General features: G+C 66.6%; 14 protein-coding genes. 9 read left to right on the top strand and 5 right to left on the bottom strand.

Features of this window, described 5'->3' with window-relative positions; genetic code table 11:
* Positions 1-70: 70 nt before the first annotated feature.
* A complete protein-coding gene (locus FHR37_RS09115; RefSeq protein WP_092883608.1) occupies positions 71-1,699 on the bottom strand; it encodes a lipopolysaccharide biosynthesis protein in 1,629 nt (542 codons plus the stop codon).
* 440 nt (positions 1,700-2,139) lie between these two features.
* On the opposite strand from FHR37_RS09115, the gene FHR37_RS09110 reads away from it, so the two are divergent.
* From FHR37_RS09110 to FHR37_RS09095, 4 genes are all read left to right on the top strand, one after another.
* The gene (locus tag FHR37_RS09110) at positions 2,140-3,261 is read left to right on the top strand and encodes a DegT/DnrJ/EryC1/StrS family aminotransferase (RefSeq protein ID WP_175542520.1); all 1,122 of its coding nucleotides are present in this window, start codon (positions 2,140-2,142) and stop codon (positions 3,259-3,261) included.
* Between the two features lie 42 nt (positions 3,262-3,303).
* On the top strand, positions 3,304-4,179 hold the full coding sequence (locus FHR37_RS09105; protein WP_092883606.1) for a GNAT family N-acetyltransferase: 876 nt from the start codon (positions 3,304-3,306) through the stop codon (positions 4,177-4,179).
* Positions 4,161-5,186 carry an NAD-dependent epimerase/dehydratase family protein gene (locus FHR37_RS09100; protein ID WP_092883605.1) on the top strand — a complete coding sequence of 342 codons (1,026 nt, stop codon included), beginning with the start codon at positions 4,161-4,163 and terminating at the stop codon, positions 5,184-5,186. Before FHR37_RS09105 ends, FHR37_RS09100 begins: the two co-directional genes overlap by 19 nt.
* A gap of 83 nt (positions 5,187-5,269) precedes the next feature.
* Positions 5,270-6,301, top strand: a complete 1,032-nt coding sequence (locus tag FHR37_RS09095; protein ID WP_175542519.1) for a glycosyltransferase family 2 protein — start codon at positions 5,270-5,272, stop codon at positions 6,299-6,301.
* A gap of 34 nt (positions 6,302-6,335) precedes the next feature.
* On the opposite strand, the gene FHR37_RS09090 is transcribed toward FHR37_RS09095, so the two are convergent.
* Positions 6,336-7,160, bottom strand: a complete 825-nt coding sequence (locus FHR37_RS09090; RefSeq protein WP_092883603.1) for a class I SAM-dependent methyltransferase — start codon at positions 7,158-7,160, stop codon at positions 6,336-6,338.
* Between the two features lie 235 nt (positions 7,161-7,395).
* Here FHR37_RS09090 and FHR37_RS33010 point away from each other — a divergent pair, with 235 nt between their 5' ends.
* Together FHR37_RS33010 and FHR37_RS09080 are read left to right on the top strand one after the other, a co-directional pair.
* A complete protein-coding gene (locus FHR37_RS33010; protein WP_092883602.1) occupies positions 7,396-8,544 on the top strand; it encodes a glycosyltransferase family 4 protein in 1,149 nt (382 codons plus the stop codon).
* Positions 8,545-8,557: 13 nt separating this feature from the next.
* Positions 8,558-9,736 (top strand): glycosyltransferase, encoded by a 1,179-nt coding sequence (locus FHR37_RS09080; protein ID WP_092883601.1) that lies wholly within the window; start codon positions 8,558-8,560, stop codon positions 9,734-9,736.
* On the opposite strand, the gene FHR37_RS33005 is transcribed toward FHR37_RS09080, so the two are convergent.
* Together FHR37_RS33005 and FHR37_RS09070 are read right to left on the bottom strand one after the other, a co-directional pair.
* Complete coding sequence (locus FHR37_RS33005) at positions 9,724-10,896, bottom strand: glycosyltransferase family 4 protein (protein WP_175542518.1); 1,173 nt, start codon at positions 10,894-10,896, stop codon at positions 9,724-9,726. The genes FHR37_RS09080 and FHR37_RS33005 overlap by 13 nt on opposite strands.
* A 1-nt stretch (position 10,897) precedes the next feature.
* Positions 10,898-12,112, bottom strand: coding sequence for an O-antigen ligase family protein (locus tag FHR37_RS09070; RefSeq protein ID WP_139238964.1), 1,215 nt, complete (start codon positions 12,110-12,112; stop codon positions 10,898-10,900).
* A 326-nt stretch (positions 12,113-12,438) separates the two neighbouring features.
* Here FHR37_RS09070 and FHR37_RS09065 point away from each other — a divergent pair, with 326 nt between their 5' ends.
* Positions 12,439-13,095 (top strand): sugar transferase, encoded by a 657-nt coding sequence (locus tag FHR37_RS09065; protein WP_092883598.1) that lies wholly within the window; start codon positions 12,439-12,441, stop codon positions 13,093-13,095.
* A gap of 101 nt (positions 13,096-13,196) precedes the next feature.
* Positions 13,197-14,654, top strand: coding sequence for a polysaccharide biosynthesis tyrosine autokinase (locus FHR37_RS33000; RefSeq protein WP_092883597.1), 1,458 nt, complete (start codon positions 13,197-13,199; stop codon positions 14,652-14,654).
* A 37-nt stretch (positions 14,655-14,691) separates the two neighbouring features.
* Here FHR37_RS33000 and wecB read toward each other — a convergent pair whose 3' ends face one another.
* Positions 14,692-15,825 carry a non-hydrolyzing UDP-N-acetylglucosamine 2-epimerase gene (gene wecB, locus FHR37_RS09055; RefSeq protein WP_092883779.1) on the bottom strand — a complete coding sequence of 378 codons (1,134 nt, stop codon included), beginning with the start codon at positions 15,823-15,825 and terminating at the stop codon, positions 14,692-14,694.
* 312 nt (positions 15,826-16,137) lie between these two features.
* Between wecB and FHR37_RS09050 the strand changes: the two genes are divergently transcribed.
* A complete protein-coding gene (locus FHR37_RS09050; RefSeq protein WP_092883596.1) occupies positions 16,138-17,292 on the top strand; it encodes a DegT/DnrJ/EryC1/StrS family aminotransferase in 1,155 nt (384 codons plus the stop codon).
* Positions 17,293-17,301: the final 9 nt, after the last annotated feature.

The raw sequence follows: 17,301 nt of genomic DNA, 5'->3' as shown, positions 1-17,301 counted from the left end.
GAATCGAGGAGTTCCAATCGTGCCTGTATCGCACGGCCGCGCAGGAGCCTGCTCGGGGGTGCCGCGGTTTCTAGGTCCACCAGTACGCAGGACCTCCGGACCGCCTGCGTCCGGAGGTTCCAAGCCGGCGGACCCACGCCGGTACCAGCCGGCGGATCCCTCGTGGCATCGGTGCCCAGATCTCGCGCAGCGCCATCGGATCGGCGAACCGGAACAACACCAGGACCGTCGTCCCCATCACGAGACAGGCGATCACGAGGACGAGGATGGCCGGTATCCGCCCGTCGAGCCAGTGCACAAGAGCCCAGACCGGCGCCGCGGCGCCGAAAGCCACCCCAAGCTGCGACGCCATCTGGAAGGCCTGCACTCGAGCGGGAAGTCCCAGGGTGCGCGCTATGAGTACCAGCCGGACGACCGCAGCCACCATCACGACCCCGAGGTACGTGACGGCGATGGCGGTCAGGCCGTAGGGCGCGGAGATGGCGGTGCCGACCGCGGTGAGCGCGTCGATCGCGATGCCGTACAGCAGCCAGACGCCCGGGCGCCCGATTCCGAGGAAGAGCCCTCGGCTGAGGGTGGCGTGGACCACGAACACCGTGGCGAGCGCGTACACCTGGGCCTGGGCGACGCTCGCCTCCCACCTCGGGCCGTACAGCAACGGAACGAGGACGGGGCTGACCACGACCAGGAGGCTCAGCACGGGCACACCTACCGTGAGGGTGACTCCACACGCGCGCAGGTAGGCGCCGGCCAACCGTCGTCGTTCGTTCTTGATCTGAGCGAAGATCGTGGAGGATACCGACACCATCGTGCTCGCAGCGGTGTCCGTGACAAGGCTGATCAACCGCAGCGCGATGCTCCGGTAGCCGACCCCGGCCACGCCGACGACGCTGATGATGATCACGTTCTCGATCCATCCGCGAAGCACGCCGACCAGGTCGCCGCCGATCACCCGGATCCCGAACCTCGCCATCGTGTACGCGGTCGCGGGTGAGAACTGAAGCGACGGGCGCCAACCTGCCAGCAGCCAGACGCCCAGGCACGTCACCACGGCATTGATCACATACTGGGCGACGAGCGCCCAGACACCGGCGCCGGTCAGCGCCAGCACCACTGCCACGACCTGTGCGGAAAGGGCGGCAACGACCTGCGGAACCGCCAGCGAACGGAACGCCAGCCGGCGCCGCAACAACGCCATGGGAGTTCCGGCCAGAGCGGTGAAGACGATTGCCGGAGCGAGACCTTGCAGCACGGGACCGAAATGCGGCACACCGAGGGCCTGTCCGAGGAACGGGGCAGCGAGCATGGTGAGTCCCGCGAGCGCCGTCCCCGCGCCAGCGCTGAACCACACGGCTGTGCTCAGCAACCGCCGGTCCAGCCGCTCTGCCTGCACGATGTAGGAGACGAAGCCGAGATCGGCGATCACATACAGCGAGTTCAGGTAGACGGCGGCCGCGGCGACGACACCGAAGTCCTCCACTCCCACCTGGCGGGCGAGGATCACCAGTGTCACCAGGCTGGTGACCCGAACGCCGAACTTCTGGGTGATGGTCCACAGGACTCCGCTCGCGGCGTGCAGCGACAGTGACGCCGGCAGCGGCCGGTCCGCCATCTCGTCGGTCCCGAGGTCGTCTGCGGGCCTGTCCGCGTTCGACGGACCGCTCCCCCGGGCGGGCGAGCGCGTGCGATCAGCGGTCATCGGCCGCGCTCCGCGGGCCAACAGCACAACAAGGGCGCGATCCCACCGGCCGGACGCCCGACTCAGAGAACACGCACGACGGTGCGACGACCTGAGTCAGATGGCACATGTCCCGAACTCCCCGGAGAAGCCCTTGTGGCCCCCACACTCTGCAAGAGCCTGGTCAGGTTCGGCGACATGTAAACCAGGCTGCCCGCAGGACCGAGCGGTCGGGCTCATCGGTCGAATCGCCGTCGACGCCGAGGACACGAAGGTGAAGCCCTTCTACGTCGACGACCCGTCACCTATCCGAGGTCGCGGATTGCCGGAAACCGCGAAGCCGATGTTTTTCCCTACCTGGCGTGGGTAGCTAGCGGACCACAGACCGGCAGGAATCGCGGCAAGGGGGCGTCGTGGGACATCGCGCGCAGGGTGACGTCGTGCCGGGTCGGACGGAGAAGGTGGAGTTCTACCGCCACTCCCTCGGCGCCGACGAGAAGGACGCGGTCGCACGAGTCCTCGACTCGCTCTTCCTCACCACCGGCGAGGAGGTCTACGCGTTCGAGAGGGAGTTCGCCGAGTACCTAGGCGCGCCCGAGGTGGTAGCGCTCGCGAGTTGCACTGCCGCGGAGCACCTTGCCCTCCTTGCGCTCGGCCTGCGGCCCGGCGACGAGGTGATCACCACTCCATTGACCTTCGTCGCAACGGCCACCGCCATCCTGCACGCCGGTGGAGTGCCCGTCTTCGTCGACGTCGAGCCTTCGACCGGCAATCTGGATCCCGAGCGCGTCGAGGCGGCCATCACTCGCAGGACGCGCGCCATCGTTCCGGTCCATCTGTACGGGACCATGTGCGACATGGTTGCCCTTCGAGAGTTGGCGGACCGCTTCGGGCTTGTTCTGGTCGAGGATGCGGCCCACTGCGTCGAGGGAGAGCGGGACGGCGTTCGCCCCGCCGGGCTGGGCGATGCGGCCTGCTTCAGCTTCTACGCCACGAAGACGCTCACCTCAGGTGAGGGCGGCGCCGTAGCGCTTCGAGACGCGGCCGTGGCCGACCGGCTTCGCACGCTACGCCTGCACGGGATGACCAAGAACGCGGCCGACCGCTACCACGGTCTTTACCAACACTGGGACATGACAGAGCTCGGCTGGAAGTTCAACATGTCGAACATCCAAGGTGCCATGTTGCGGCCCCAGCTCGGGAGGCTGAACGACCGGCTTCTGCGCCGCGAGGAGATCGCCCGGAAGTACGACGCCGCCATCGATCAGCTGGACGGCGTGGAACGTCCGGTTGTCCCCGCCGCTACGCGGCCGGCCAGGCATCTGTACACCGTCTGGGTCGAGCCCGATCGGCGCGACACCTACCTCGGTTACCTCGGGCGGAACGGCGTGGGGACCGCAGTCAACTACCGGGCGATCCACACGCTTCGCTGGCTGCGCGAGAACGTCAAGGTCGAGCACGACCTTTCCAATGCCGAGAGCATCGGCGCTCGGACGCTCTCACTGCCGCTCTACGACGGCCTGCGCGACGACGAGGTCTCCCGGGTCTGCGACGTCCTCGCAGCCGCCGCCCGTGAAGCCTGAGGACCAGGCGCCGAGAAGCGGCCGGCGCCGCGAAGAGGTCAGATGAAGGTTCGTGAGCTGACGGCCGACGAGCTCGCCGCACGGAACGGCGTCGGGCATGAGAAGGTCGCCGTCGCCCTCGGCTTCGACGAAGCCGCGGATGGCAGCCTCGCTTTCGGCCGGGAGAGCTTCGACTCGGAGCTGCTCGGCCTGGAGATCGGTCGGATCCTGGACGCGCGGGCACCGACCGCCCAGGCACACCAGGAGCTGTTGTCCGAACTCGCCTCGCGCGCCAGAGGACTCGGATTCGCGCAGGTCCTGCGCCGGGTCGACGCCAGCGACCTTCCCGCCGTCTGGGCATTGGAGCGGTCCGGGTTCGAACTGATGGACGTCGGGGTGAGCTTCGTCCGTCGGCTGCCAGGACCCATGGAGCTACCAACCTACGACGATCTCGTCGTCCGTCCCGCCACCGAGGACGACGTACGCGCCATCGTCTCAGGGATGGCGGGATCGGCGTGGGGCAGCCGGTACGAGTCCGACCCGGCATACACACCCGATCGGGTGCAGGCACTTCGCACCCGTTGGTTGTGGAACAGCTACCGGCACCGCGCGGACGCGTTCCTTGTCGGCGTGGTCGACCGCACCGCCACCGCGGGGTACGTCACCTGCTGCCTTGACGGCGCCGGCACGGCGACCGGAGAGATCGAGCTAGTGGGGACCCTGCCGGCCTTCCGGCGTAGGCGCGTCGCGGCGCGGATCCTCGAACACGCGCTCGCCTGGTTTTCGAACCGAGCCTCCGTTGTGCTTGTCCGTACCCAGGCGACCAATGTTGCCGCCGCCGCACTCTATGAGCAGGCCGGCTTCACACTTCACGCCTCAGATCTCACGTTTCGGCTCAGCCTCGACTCTCGGGAGACCCCATGCCCTCCGTCCTCATAACCGGCGGCGCCGGATACATCGGCGCGGTCCTTGCCGAGATGCTCCTTGAGGAGGGGCACCGTGTCGTGGTTCTCGATCGCCTGTTCTTCGGCCCAGAACCCCTGGCGTCCCTGCAGCAGCAGGGAAACATCGAAGTCGTCAAGGGCGACGTACGTTCGCCGGAGCCCCGCATGTTCGACGGGATCGACGCTGTCGTCCACCTCGCCGCAATCTCCAACGATCCCGCTTGCGACCTCGATCCCCAGATCTCGCAGACTGTCAACGTGGACGGAACTCTCCAGACAGCGAAGCTGGCCAAGGGCGCCGGCGTGCCGAGATTCATCTTCGCCTCGTCCTGCAGTATCTACGGGGATGGGCACGGGGAGATCCTGGACGAGGACTCCCCGAAGCGGCCGACCTCGCTGTATGCCCGGACGAAGGTCGAGGCCGAGAGTCGGCTTGCTGAACTCGAAGACTCCGACTTCTCCGTGACAGCGTTGCGTAACGCAACCGCCTACGGTCTCTCCCCCAGGATGCGGTTCGACCTTGTGATCAACATCATGACTCTGCACGCGTACACGCGGCGGCGGATCTACGTGTTGGGACAGGGGAAGCAGTGGCGGCCCCTCGTGCATGTCCGAGACATCGCCCGCGCGTTCATGAGCGTGATGTCGGCCCCGAGGGACCTGGTGGCTGGACAGGCATTCAATGTGGGTTCCAGCACGCAGAACTTCGAGGTCATCCGCATTGCCCAGATGATTCGGGACGTCGTGCCCCACACGGAGGTCGAAGTTGTTCCGGACGACCCCGACAAACGGAATTACCACGTGAACTTCGACAAGATCGAGCGAGTGCTGGGGTGGAAACCAGAGAAGTCGCCCTACGAGGGGATCGTCGAGATCAAGCAGGCCCTCGAGCGGGGAAAGGTAGACGGCACCATCCAGACGCGGACGGTGGACTACTACCGGTACCTGCTGGAGGCGGAGGCAGTGCTCCGCGAGGTGTCCTACGAGGGCGCGGTCTTCTGAGGACGTGATAGTCCGCCCACTCCTGCATGGACAGGGCGTGAAGACCGGCGGGGATTCCTGCACTCAGAATGGAAGATGATGACATGGGCTCGTCGGTGACGGTGATCATTCCCTGCCACAACTATGGGCGATTTCTTGCCGAGAGTGTTCGCAGTTCGCTCGATCAGGACGAAATTGACGTTCACGCTCTCATCATCGACGATGCCTCCACCGACGACACACCACGGATAGCCAGAAAACTCGCCGCCGGCGATTCCAGAGTCAGCTACGTGCGTCACGACCACAACCACGGGCACATCGCGACCTACAACGAGGGCCTGGACCTCGCGGACACCGAGTACACGGTCCTGGGCTCGGCCGATGACCTACTCGCCCGTGGCGCGTTGCGACGAGCCGTCACGATCATGGAGGCCGAGCCCGCGGTCGGCTTCGTGTACGGCGTGGCGCGTCCGTTCGTCGGCCCCCCACCCCAGCAGGTCGACGCCGACGCGCCTTACTCCTACATCACCCATGCCGGCCAGGAATGGTTCGCCTCCGCTTACCTCCTCGGCAGGAACATTCCTTCCGCGCCTTCGGTGGTGGTCCGCAGCTCACTCCAGAAGCAACTCGAGGGCTACAACCCCGACCTACCGCACTCCGGCGACCTGGAGCGGTGGCTGAGGCTGGCACTGCACGGCGACGTGGCCACCGTCCTGGGCGTCGACCAGGCGTTCTATCGGCTGCATGACACCAACATGCATCGCACCAAGTTCGCCGATCATCTGCTCGGCCTCCGACAGCGGCGAGCTGCGTTCGAGTCTGCCCTGCAACACCTCGACTCACCTGCGAGCACCAGAGCTCAGCTCCAGCGTGCGGCCGACAGAGTCCTTGTCCAGGACACGTTCGTCCTGATGTTGCGGATGATCCGGCGTCGACAGCTCGACCGGCACCAGGCCGCCGGCCTACTGCGCTATGCGCTGAAGCCGAGCAGTTCACCTGGCCGCCCGCCGGTCTTCGGCGGAGCCACGCAGGTCCGGCAGGCTGTGGCCATGGCAGACGCCGTGGTCCGGTGGCCACGACGTCTGGTGCGGGTACGCATGCAGGTGCGTGCGAACCGGCGGGCAGCTCCACGCTGAACCTCTCCGGGGTTTCGACTGAGGCGCAGCGCGCCTATGCCCCGACGTCACCAGGAGGCCTGTGGTGCCCTTGCGCCACGAGCGCGAAGGTGTTCGGTACGTCGAGGCGCTCCCCCAGACTCTGCAGGACAGGACTCTGAGTGGACCAGTACCTGTCGAGGCGGGTGCTGGCGAACTCTCTCTTCAGCAGACCTGCCAACGCTTCCTCGTCCACGCCGTCACGAACGACGTGGTACTCCACCATGTCCGACTCGAGTTGTTCGTCGAGGACGCCCCGAGCATGCCGAACTCTGGTCTTCACTCCTCGCCAGATGTTGCCCTGGAGTACCCGCCACGCGAAGTAGCACGACCAGTGAAGCGCGAGGCGTGTTCGGCTCTGCCGCGGATACCAGAGCGGATCCTGGAAACTGATCAGGTCACCACCTGGGGAGAGGATGCCGAGCAGGTCCTTGACGTACCCCAGATAGTCCGGGATGTGATGCAGAACGGAGACGAAGAGAACGACGTCGTAGCGAGAACCCACGCGGAGGATGGACTGGCCGTCGGGATCGTGGACGACGTCGGCCCGATCGTTGTCACGGTACTTCTGTTGGAGTACGGCGACGCTCGAGCGGCTCATCTCCGTCACTGTCACTGCCGCTCCGGCCGACAGCGCCACGTCGGTCACCGTGCCATGGCCGCCGCCGATCTCTAGGACCCGGCAGGCTCCGCTCCGGGCGAACGAGCGCTGCACCGCCGCCCGAATCTCCGCCGACAGCCGGTCGCGCAAGGACCAGTGCCTCAGGTGCGGCGACCCGGGCTCGTAGTCGTGTCCGGCTCCGTGCCCGCGGTCCTGCAACTCTTGCCACGAACTGGACATGGCAACCTCCGGCCGAGGATCAGGATGAAGTGGTCGACAGCTCACCTACCCGCAGATTTCCCTCCTCGTCCCGGCCCAACCTTCGCACGACCTCCTACGCACACATCCGCTCACAAGCCTGCATGACAGACAAACCCCCTGGGTAGGGGCTACGGGGACGCGGCGGTGAGGAAAGCACCGGGCGCGAAGAACCGATCATCGGCGGCTCCTGCCGAGAGAAGGAGAGCCCGGCCAGGTGCCCACGAACTCGCGCATCCTGTTGTTGACCGACCACTTCCTGCCAGGCTTCAAGGCAGGCGGCGTACTCCGATCGGTTGCCAACTTCGTCGAAGACGTCGGCGGAGAATACGACATCTGGATAATGACCCGAGATCGCGACCTCGGCGACAGGCACCGGTATCCGCACACATCAAAGAGGAAATGGTCACGTCATCGGTCGGCACATGTCGCCTATCTTGACGGCGGCTCGCCTCGGGACCTCGCCTGGGCCGTATCCGAAGCGCGCAGGATCAGGCCCGACCTGGTGTACCTGAACAGCTACATGTCCACGCTGACATCGATCCTGCCGCTGTGCGTCAGGCGCATCAGCGGGACGCGGACACGGTTTCTGCTCGCGCCGCGCGGGGAGCTCTCCGATCACGCACTTTCGATGAAGCCCACGCGAAAACGACTTTATCGCGCCTTCGCTGCACGCACACGGCTGCACGACGGGGTCATGTTCCACACCTCGACGGAGGTCGACGCCGCCGACGTCGCCAGATATCACCCGTCGAGCCGGATTCTGATATCGCCGGATACGGTCCGGATCCCCGGTGGGCCCAACCTCGCGGTGCCGCAGCGTCCCGTGAAACTCGTCCACATCTCACGGATCAGCCCGATCAAGAACCTGCACAGAGTCATCCAGGCGCTCGCCCACGTCGAGACACGTGTGCAGTTGGATGTCTGGGGCCCCATCGAGGACCCGGCCTACTGGAAGCTGTGCAACCAGGCGACAGCAGAGCTCCCCGTGACCGCCGAGGTCCGATACAGGGGCCAGATTCACTCCTCCGAAGTGCACGACATGCTCGGCCGGTACCACGCACTCGTCTGCTGCTCGCTGTCGGAGAACTTCGGACAGAACGTGGCAGAGGCGCTGGCGGCCGGTTGCCCGGTGATCGTCTCCAACACCCTGCACTGGGCAACCGTCGTGGACGGAACGGCCGGGTGGACGGTCGACCCGGTGAACCTGCAGGACCTGGCCGCGGTGCTGAAGATGGTCACCATGGCGCCGGACGACGAATGGCGCCGACTGCGGATCGGTTGTTCCACCGCGCTCGGCCTGTCGCAGGAGATCGGTGCCCGGATGAGCGGCCGGCAACTGATCGAAGCCGCGTTGAGCAGCTGAAAGCAGATGCCCGATGAGAGTACTCGTCCTCACCAACCTCTGGCCGAACCCGCAGGTGCACTTCGCCGGCACGTTCATCGTGAGCCGGGTCCAGCACCTGGTGCGCCTGGGAGTCGACGTCACACTGTGCCACCTTCACTACAAGCCCCTGTGGCCAGGAGAATCCGCACCGTCCTGGCAGGCGCTGAACCGGCTGAGAGAACAGATCACCGAACTGCCCGCCTACCGGCCGTCCTGGTACGCCTACGGCGGTGTCAAGCTCTCCTTGCCCGCGATGATGGAGTCGGGCGGGACCAGACACGTAAGCCGACACGCCTGCGCGGCTCCGCGGTTCGACGTCGTCCATGCGCACGGAATGTACGTTCCCAGTGCCGGGGTCATCGCGATGCAGGTGGCACAGCAACTCCGCGTTCCCTATGTGCTCTCCCTCCACGGTGGCGACGTGAACTCTGCTCAGGGGCGCACCAGAGCCGACCTTCGAAGAGTGGTCGGGAGTGCGGCGGCGGTGTCGTTCGTCAGCGAGGCGCTGCGGACGCACGCGGGCAGCCTCGGCGCCGTGCCGAATCGTGCCGTGGTGATACCGAACGGGGTCGACCTGGAACGCTTCAAGCCTGAGGTCGCGGGCGAGCCTGCGCCCCCGGGCGGGCGAAGGCCGCGAGTCGTCGGCTACCTCGGACACCTCACAGCGATCAAGGGAGCCGACAGGCTCGTCGACATCATGAAGCTGCTCACCGATGCCGACGTTCGCCTCCTCGTGGGTGGGAGAGGGCACCTGGACAAGTCGCTTCGTCAGCGGTCGAGTGGGCTCCCGATCGACTTCGTCGGGCCGATCTCTCCGGGCGACGTACCCCGATTCATGCGTAGCCTCGACCTGCTCGTCGTCCCGAGTCGCAGCGAGGGCTGGCCGACGGTCATCCTCGAGGCCCACGCCTGCGGCGTGCCCGTGCTCGGCTCGGATGCCGGCGGGACCGCGGATGCCATCGGCGACTCGACGTACGTCGTCCCGAACGGGGAGGACTTCGAGCGACGCTTCGCCGAGCGGCTCTGCGAGGTACTCGAGAACAAGGCGGACCCCCATCGGCTACGAAGGCGGGCGGAGGAGTACTCCTGGCGTCAGATCGCCGTCCGGGAGGCCGAGATGCTACAGACGGCCGCCGGGTCCACCCGTGGTGCCCAGGCTCACGGCCGGTGACGAATCTCCGTACGGCACGCCTCGTCGATGAGCCTGGCCTGGTGTGACGGCGAGTACCGCTCGGCAATGTCGTCGAACGCCTTGGCGCGCGCAGGAGCGTCGACCTCGCACCAGCCGGCGCAACGCTCGATGGCGGCGGCCAGATCACGGGGGTCGCCCTGGCTGAACAGCTCTCCGGTGAGGCCGGGAACGACCTCCTCCGCCTCCGGACCGTGGTCGGCCGGATTGGAGTGGATGACTACCGGAACCCTCGCCAGCAGGCCCTGGATGACGGCCAGCCCACCCCAGGCAGGAACGACGCAGATGTCGGACTGGCGATGGTGGGCAGTGATGACCTCGCGGTCGTAGGCGGCCCCCACGAAAAGCACGTCGACGCGCAGGTCTTCGGCCAGGCGCTCCAACCTGGGCCGGTCGGGTCCGTCCCCCAGCAGCCGGAGCGAGGTGGTGACACCCCTGTCCCCCAGCAACCGCATCGCCTCGAACAGCAGGTCTGCCCGGCGGATGGGGATCAGCCGCGAACACATGATGAGGCGGATGGTGGTGCGGGAGGTCTGTCCTGCACCCGGCATCGGACGCTCGGCCGTGCGTGCCGGTGACGGGTCCGGCCCCTCGATGCTGTTGTAGATGACCGTCATCCGATCTTCGGGGTAGCCGGTGCGTGCCCCGATCGCCTTCGCACGCGTGCCGTACAGAAGGAGTCTGTGCGCGCAACGGTAGAACGAGAGCCGGGCGAGACGGCGTACCCCGTGCTCGTCCCGCCGCCATCCATGCGTCCAGAACAGCACCCTGATCCGCAGCACCCGGCACAGCGCCGCCCCCAGCCAGACCGAGAGGATGTGCATGTCGCCGGTGAAGATCACAGCGTCCGGCCGGACGCGTGCCACCATGCGGAGTAGCCCCGCCTGCCACAGCAACGGACCGAGATAGTAGTTCCGCAGCGCCGCACGGTTGGGGATCTGGTCCGCCTCCGCGACCTTGATCGAGGCCGACGGTTCGCCGTCGCCTGCCCAGAAGTGGTAGCGGCACAGCGGGTTTGCGGCAAGTTCCCGGAAGACCGGTACGCGGTAGTGCGGAATCAGGTTGGGCGCCACCACGACGACCGGTGTCGTGACGAGCGGTTCGCTCCTCCGGTCCGAGCGCCGCGTCCGCTCCGCACGCACGTCACTCCACCGCGCCCGCATTCCGGCTGCCCTCCCGATCGGCGGCGGACAGCTCGGCCGGTGCCCCGCCGGTGGTCGACGTTCGACCGCGGAACGTCGAAGCGCGCCACGCGGGCACGGACCGACCGCCGGCGAAGATGATCGCGCCGCTGAGCCACAAGGTGGCGTGCAGATAAGAGCCGAAGGTGACCGCGAACAACAGGCTCGGAATGCCGATCATGATCACCAGCAGGCGCCGGTCGCTGCGCACGACTCGCACTGCTGCGCAGATCGTCACAGCGGCCAGAAGCGCGACGCCGACGATTCCCGTCTCTATCCACACCCGCCAGAGCAGATTGTGCGAATTGAGATAGGTCCCCGTCCGCTGGACGAGAAAAGATGCGTCGCTGCCCGGGCCCACTCCCCGCCAGATCCAGTCATCGATATAGGCGAAGTAGAACTCGCTGATCCGCTGACGATCCGGGTCGCCCGCGACCATGTCGGCGATGCTGCCGTAGACGCGGTCGGGAATCGCTCCCAGAGCCCGGAGCGCCAGCGTGACCAGCAGTGCCCCGCCGGTCACCAGCGCGACGTGTCTGGCGGCGGTTCCCGGGCGCGCTCCCGACCGCTGGGGAAACGCCGCCAGGACCGCTACCGCGAGGACCGCGAGGGCGCCTGTTCTCGATCCCACGTGCAGAGCCGCACCGAAGCACAGCACGAACGTGACGACATGCAGATACCTACTCTCCCGGACGACAAGGTAGGCGGCGCAGGCGGCTCCGAACGCGACCACGTAGGCCAGCCCCATCTCGTTGACGCCGTCCACCGACGCGCGGTCGGCCCGGTTCGGATCGGCGGGGGCCAGCAACAGCGCCGTCGCCAGGACGGCGGATGAGAGGCTCGCCACCTGAAGGGCTCGGTGGAACAACACGCCGACCAGCACGTCGATCAGCACGACCGTCACAGCCAGCAGTGTGACCACGCCCAGCCACGCGCGCCGGCTCGCGACCGGATCGGCCGTCCAGGCGAGCGTGGCGGTGAGCCACACCACGGCCGCGTAGGCCCACGCCTGCACTCCCTTGCGCAGACAGGCCCGGGTGGCCCTCGACCAGTGGTCCACCACCCATGCGACGACGAGCAACACCGCGAAGAACGGCGAAACCGTGTGGCCGTCCAGCACCGGCAGCACGTCGAAAGGGACACTCGCGATATAGAGCAGGGTGGCGGTGCGAAGCACCTTTCCGTGGACGGCCCGGGCTGCCGGAGAGCGGATGGACCGGACCACCTGACCCGACCGCGACATGGACGAGACCACCAAGTCCGTCTCACCTTTCGACTGCTTCGGAAAAGCGCCTTTTCCCTTGCCCTGATCACGACGCTCCGCTGGTTCAGCGGATCACCGGAGCGCTGCTTCGAGGCGGTCCATACCCGACTCCACGCGAAAGTATTCAGGACACCGGATCTGCGTATATCGGCATTCAGCGAAGGTAGAACGAAGTTAGGCTGTCTAGCACCGATAGTGATCCATTCGAGGCGGTCATGCTCGAGCGCACACCTTCTGCGATGACGAAACGGCTCTTCGACGTCCTCGTCGCCGCCTTCCTCCTCGTCGTCCTCTCGCCGGTCTTCCTGGCGGTGGCGACCGTGAGCCTGCTCGGCGGCGGACCGGTGTTGTTCCGGCAGGAACGTGTGGGCCTGGCGGGCCGGGCGTTCCTGATCCACAAGTTCCGCACCATGCGCGACGCCACCGGCCCCGGTGTGACCTCCGACCGGGATCCGCGAATCACCCGCCTCGGTCGCATCCTCCGGGCCACCAAACTCGACGAGTTGCCGCAGCTCTACGACGTCCTGACCGGCACCATGAGCCTGGTCGGTCCACGGCCGGAGGTCCGCAAGTACGTCGCGCACTGGCCGGCGGCCGTGCGCGACCACATCCTGTCGGTGCGGCCGGGGATCACCGACCCGGCGTCGATCACCTACCGGACCGAGTCGGCCGAGCTCGCACTGGCAGCCGACCCGGAGGAGCACTACGTCTCGGTGGTGCTTCCGCGGAAGGTGCAGATGTACGCGGCGTACGTCGACACCCGGTCGTTCCTCGGCGACCTGAAGATCCTCGCCGGAACGGTCAGGGCCTTGGTCGCGCCCCGTTCCTCCGGACCGAATCCCGGTGCCATCGGCGCCTCCCGGAAGTCCCTTCCAGGCAAGGGCGGTTACGTCTAGTACCCGCCTGGCAACACTTCGGGCGTGCGACCAGCCCGCCGCCCCTCAGGCGCCGTGAGTAGAGACCAGCACCACCCGCTACAGGAGAACGGACTGTCTTCGTGGAGCTTCGCGACTACCTCAGGATCCTACGACGCCGGTGGCGTCTGATCGTCACCGTCATGCTGCTGGCGATCGCCGCCTCCGCCGCCGCAACGATGCAGATGACGCCGAAGTACGCCTCGACCGTCCGGATGTTCGTCTCCGCACAGTCCGGCGACACTGTCGATGCCTACCAGGGCAGCCTGCTCTCCGAGCAGCGGGTGGCGTCTTACGCGGACATAGTGACCGGACCCGAGATCGCCCGGCGGGTGGTCGACCGACTCGACCTCGACGAGAGCCCGTCCGCCCTGAGCGGGCAGATCAGGGCCGACGTGGCGTCGAACACCATCATCCTCCGGATCACGGTCCTCGACGCCGACCCGCGGCGGGCACAACGCCTCGCGACGGCGGTGGCCACCGAGTTCACCTCGTTCGTACAGCGACTGGAGACACCACCGGGCAAGAAGCAGCCACCGATCAAAGCGAGCGTCCTGGGTACGCCCGAGACCCCGAGGAGCCCAGTGGAGCCGACGCCGATCCGCAACCTCGGCATCGGCGCCGTCCTCGGGCTTCTACTCGGCATCGGCGCGGCGGCACTGCGCGACAGTCTCGACACCTCGATTCGCCGTGCGGACGACCTGAACCAACTCGTAGGTGCGCCCAACCTGTCCTCGATGCCGTTCGACCCCGCCGCCGGCAAGCTACCTATCATCACCGACCTCTCCGCGGGTGCGCCGCGGGTCGAGGCGTTCCGCGTGCTCCGAACCAACCTGCAGTTCACCAACGTCGACCAACCGAGCAAGGTCTTCGTCATCACCAGCTCGGTCCCTGATGAAGGTAAGACCTCGACCTCCTGCAACCTGGCCATCGCTCTGGCACAGGCAGGCAGCCGGGTGGCCCTGGTCGAGGGCGACCTGCGCCGGCCCAGGGTCGCTGAATACCTCGGACTCGAACCCGCCGTCGGCCTGACTACCGTCCTCATCGGCCGCGTCGCACTGACCAACGCGCTGCAGGAGTGGGGAACGCCAGGGCTGTCCGTCCTCACCAGCGGTGAGGTTCCACCCGACCCGGCCGAACTGCTCCAGTCGAAGGCGATGGCCGGTGTGATCGAGGAGCTGCGGCGCAGCTTCGACGTCGTCCTCATCGACGCTCCCCCGCTGCTCCCGGTGACCGATGGTGCGCTCCTCGCCGCGCAGGCCCACGGCGCGTTGCTGGTCGTGAGGTTCGGGAGGACCACCCGCGATCAGGTACGCAGCTCGGTCGAACGCCTCGACTCCGTCCATGCCCGCCTGGTCGGCACAGTGCTCAACCGGTGCCCACAGCGGGACAACGCCGGATCGTACGGCTACAGCTACAGCTACAGCAGCCGGACTCCCAAGAAGAGCACGAGTCGGTCCACCTCCCCCGACGCGAAGGTACCCACACCCGCGGACCGCACCCTCGACGCTGTCGGAGGCCGCCGCCCCGACGAGAAGTAGCGGATCGCCGCCAACGCAACGCCGCGAGACTCATCGGCTACCGGAGATGGTCACCGGCTCCATCCCGGATACCGGTGATCTCCCGGTAGGCGTGGGTCGTACCGAGGATGAAGCGGACCGTTCGCCGCGAACAGTCGGCGACGAGGTACTCCGGCGGGGCGATACTCGGCGCGTCGTTCCGCGATCCCGACGTCACCAACTCCACGGCAGCCACCACTGTGCTCACGTCGAGCCCCGCCGTCACGACGGCGCCGGCGTCCAGCGCCTCGGGCCTTTCCACCGAGGTGCGCAGGGTGACCGCGGGGAACCCCAGGATCGACGCCTCCTCAGAGATCGTTCCGGAGTCCGACACGACGCAGAACGCAGCCAACTGCAGTTTGACGTAGTCGAAGAAGCCGAAGGGTTCGCAGAAGTTGACCCGGTCCGGTGACGACCAGCCCTCGAGCGCCTCCATCCGCTTCCTCGTCCGCGGGTGAGTGGACACGATCACTGGAAGCGCCCATCGGTCACGAAGGTTGGTGATGCACTCCAGGAGTCTCCGCAGCCGCTGCGGGTTGTCGACGTTCTCCTCGCGGTGGGCGCTCACCACGAAGAACTCACCGCTTGTCACGGACAGGCGATCGAGCACTGTGGACACCTCGACCTGAGGACGGTAGTGGTCGAGGACTTCCTTCATGGGGGAACCCGTGAGGAGGACACGTCGGGGCTGGATGCCCTCGGCGAGGAGGTTGCGCCTCGCGTGCTCGGTGTAGACCAGATTGAAATCGGCGATGTGGTCGATGAGCCGACGGTTGGTCTCCTCCGGCACGTTCTCGTCGAAGCAGCGGTTTCCGGCCTCCATGTGGAAGACAGGTATACGCAGTCGCTTCGCCATGAGCGCCGCGATCGAACTGTTGGTGTCACCGAGCACCAACAGGGCGTCGGGCCGCTCGGCCACGAGGATCTCCTCCACCTTGATCAGGGTGTCACCCAGCATCCGCCCCAGCGTGGAGGTGTCGACCCCGAGATAGTGGTCCGGGCGTCGCAGTCGGAGCTCGTCGAAGAAAATGTCGGACAGTGTGTAGGCGTAGTTCTGACCGGTGTGGACGAGAACGTGACCTACCGTTGAGTCCAGGTGAGGAATGACCCGGGAAAGTCGAATGATCTCAGGTCGCGTTCCCACAACCGTCATGACCTTCACGTGCAACTCCTTACCCGCCGCGCGGCTGACGGCTCCGAATGTGGTCGAACTTCTGCACGTCCAGCCGGTGCCTGCTCCATATTACGGACATCGCGACCATTCCTACCGGGCGGTGCCCGACAGCACCGCCCAAGTGAAAACTTCTTAACGAGTTCGGCCGGGCAGACCGAAAGGAAAAGAGCGAACTTCGGACAACTTCCCGCCGCCCAGGGAGATATCCGTATTCCTGAAGGGGAACCGTACCGAATATATGGACCGTAACCTCTTCACCGTATTCGCTCACAACGCATCGTGGGGGCTGGCATGGCCGATCACACTCTCCCCTTCGCGCTACCGGACATAGGCGAGGAGGAGATCCAGGCGGTCTCGGACGCGCTGCGGTCCGGCTGGTTGTCCAGTGGCCCCAGGGTCGAGGAGTTCGAGCGCCGGTTCGCCGCCCTCTGTGGCGACGGTGTGCAGGCGATCGCACTCAACTCCGCCACCGCCGGGCTGCACCTGGCGCTGGAGGCTCTCGGGATCGGTCCCGGCGACGAGGTTCTCGTTCCGACGTGGACGTTCACCGCGACTGCCGAGATAGTCGTCCACCTGGGTGCCAGGCCCGTGTTCGTCGACAGCGACCCGGTGACCCTCAACATCGATCTGGCCGACGCCGAGCGCAAGGTCACCCGAAACACGCGAGCCGTCCTCCCGGTCCACTTCGCGGGTAGGGCGGTGCCACCGTCACGGCTTCACGAGTTCGCCGTCCGGCATCACCTGCAGGTCGTCGAGGACGCGGCACACGCGTTTCCCAGTGCGAGTGAGGGCGTACCCGTCGGCGCCGGGCACAGCACGGCGACCGTCTTCAGTTTCTACGCCACGAAGACGATCACGACGGGCGAGGGTGGAATGCTGGTCACCCGAGACGCCGGCCTGGCGAACCGCGTTCGGATGACCAGGTTGCACGGCATCGACCGCAACGCTTTCGACAGATACCGCAGCGACCGTCCCGCCTGGCGCTACAACATCGCGGCGGCGGGATACAAGTACAACCTGACCGACACCGCCGCCGCGATCGGGCTGGTGCAACTCGACCGGGCGGAGAAGATGCACCTGCGACGTGAGCAGATCGCCGGGCGTTACCGGACCGCCTTCGCCGATCTTCCGCTCGATCTGCCGCAGGAGGCCCCGCCCACCGACGTTCATTCATGGCACCTGTTCGTCGTCCGGCTGTGGGACGGCGCCGAGGTCGGCCGAAACGAGTTCATCGCGGAAATGTCACGGCGCGGCGTGTGCTGCAGCGTCCATTTCATTCCGCTGCACATGCACTCGTACTGGCGAGAAGAGTACGGCCTTCGGGACGAGATGTTCCCGGTCGCCAGCAGCGAATTCGACCGGGTGGTGAGCATCCCGCTGTACTCCGGAATGACCGACGAGGACGTCGACCGGGTGATCGAGACGACCCACGACGTTCTTCGGTGATCCGGAGGC

Origin of the sequence: Actinopolymorpha cephalotaxi (assembly GCF_013408535.1) — a bacterium.
In the GTDB taxonomy this organism is placed as follows: Bacteria; Actinomycetota; Actinomycetes; order Propionibacteriales; family Actinopolymorphaceae; genus Actinopolymorpha; species Actinopolymorpha cephalotaxi.
Note: the sequence above shows the minus strand (reverse complement) of the source record. Positions and strands in the feature narration are given on the sequence as shown.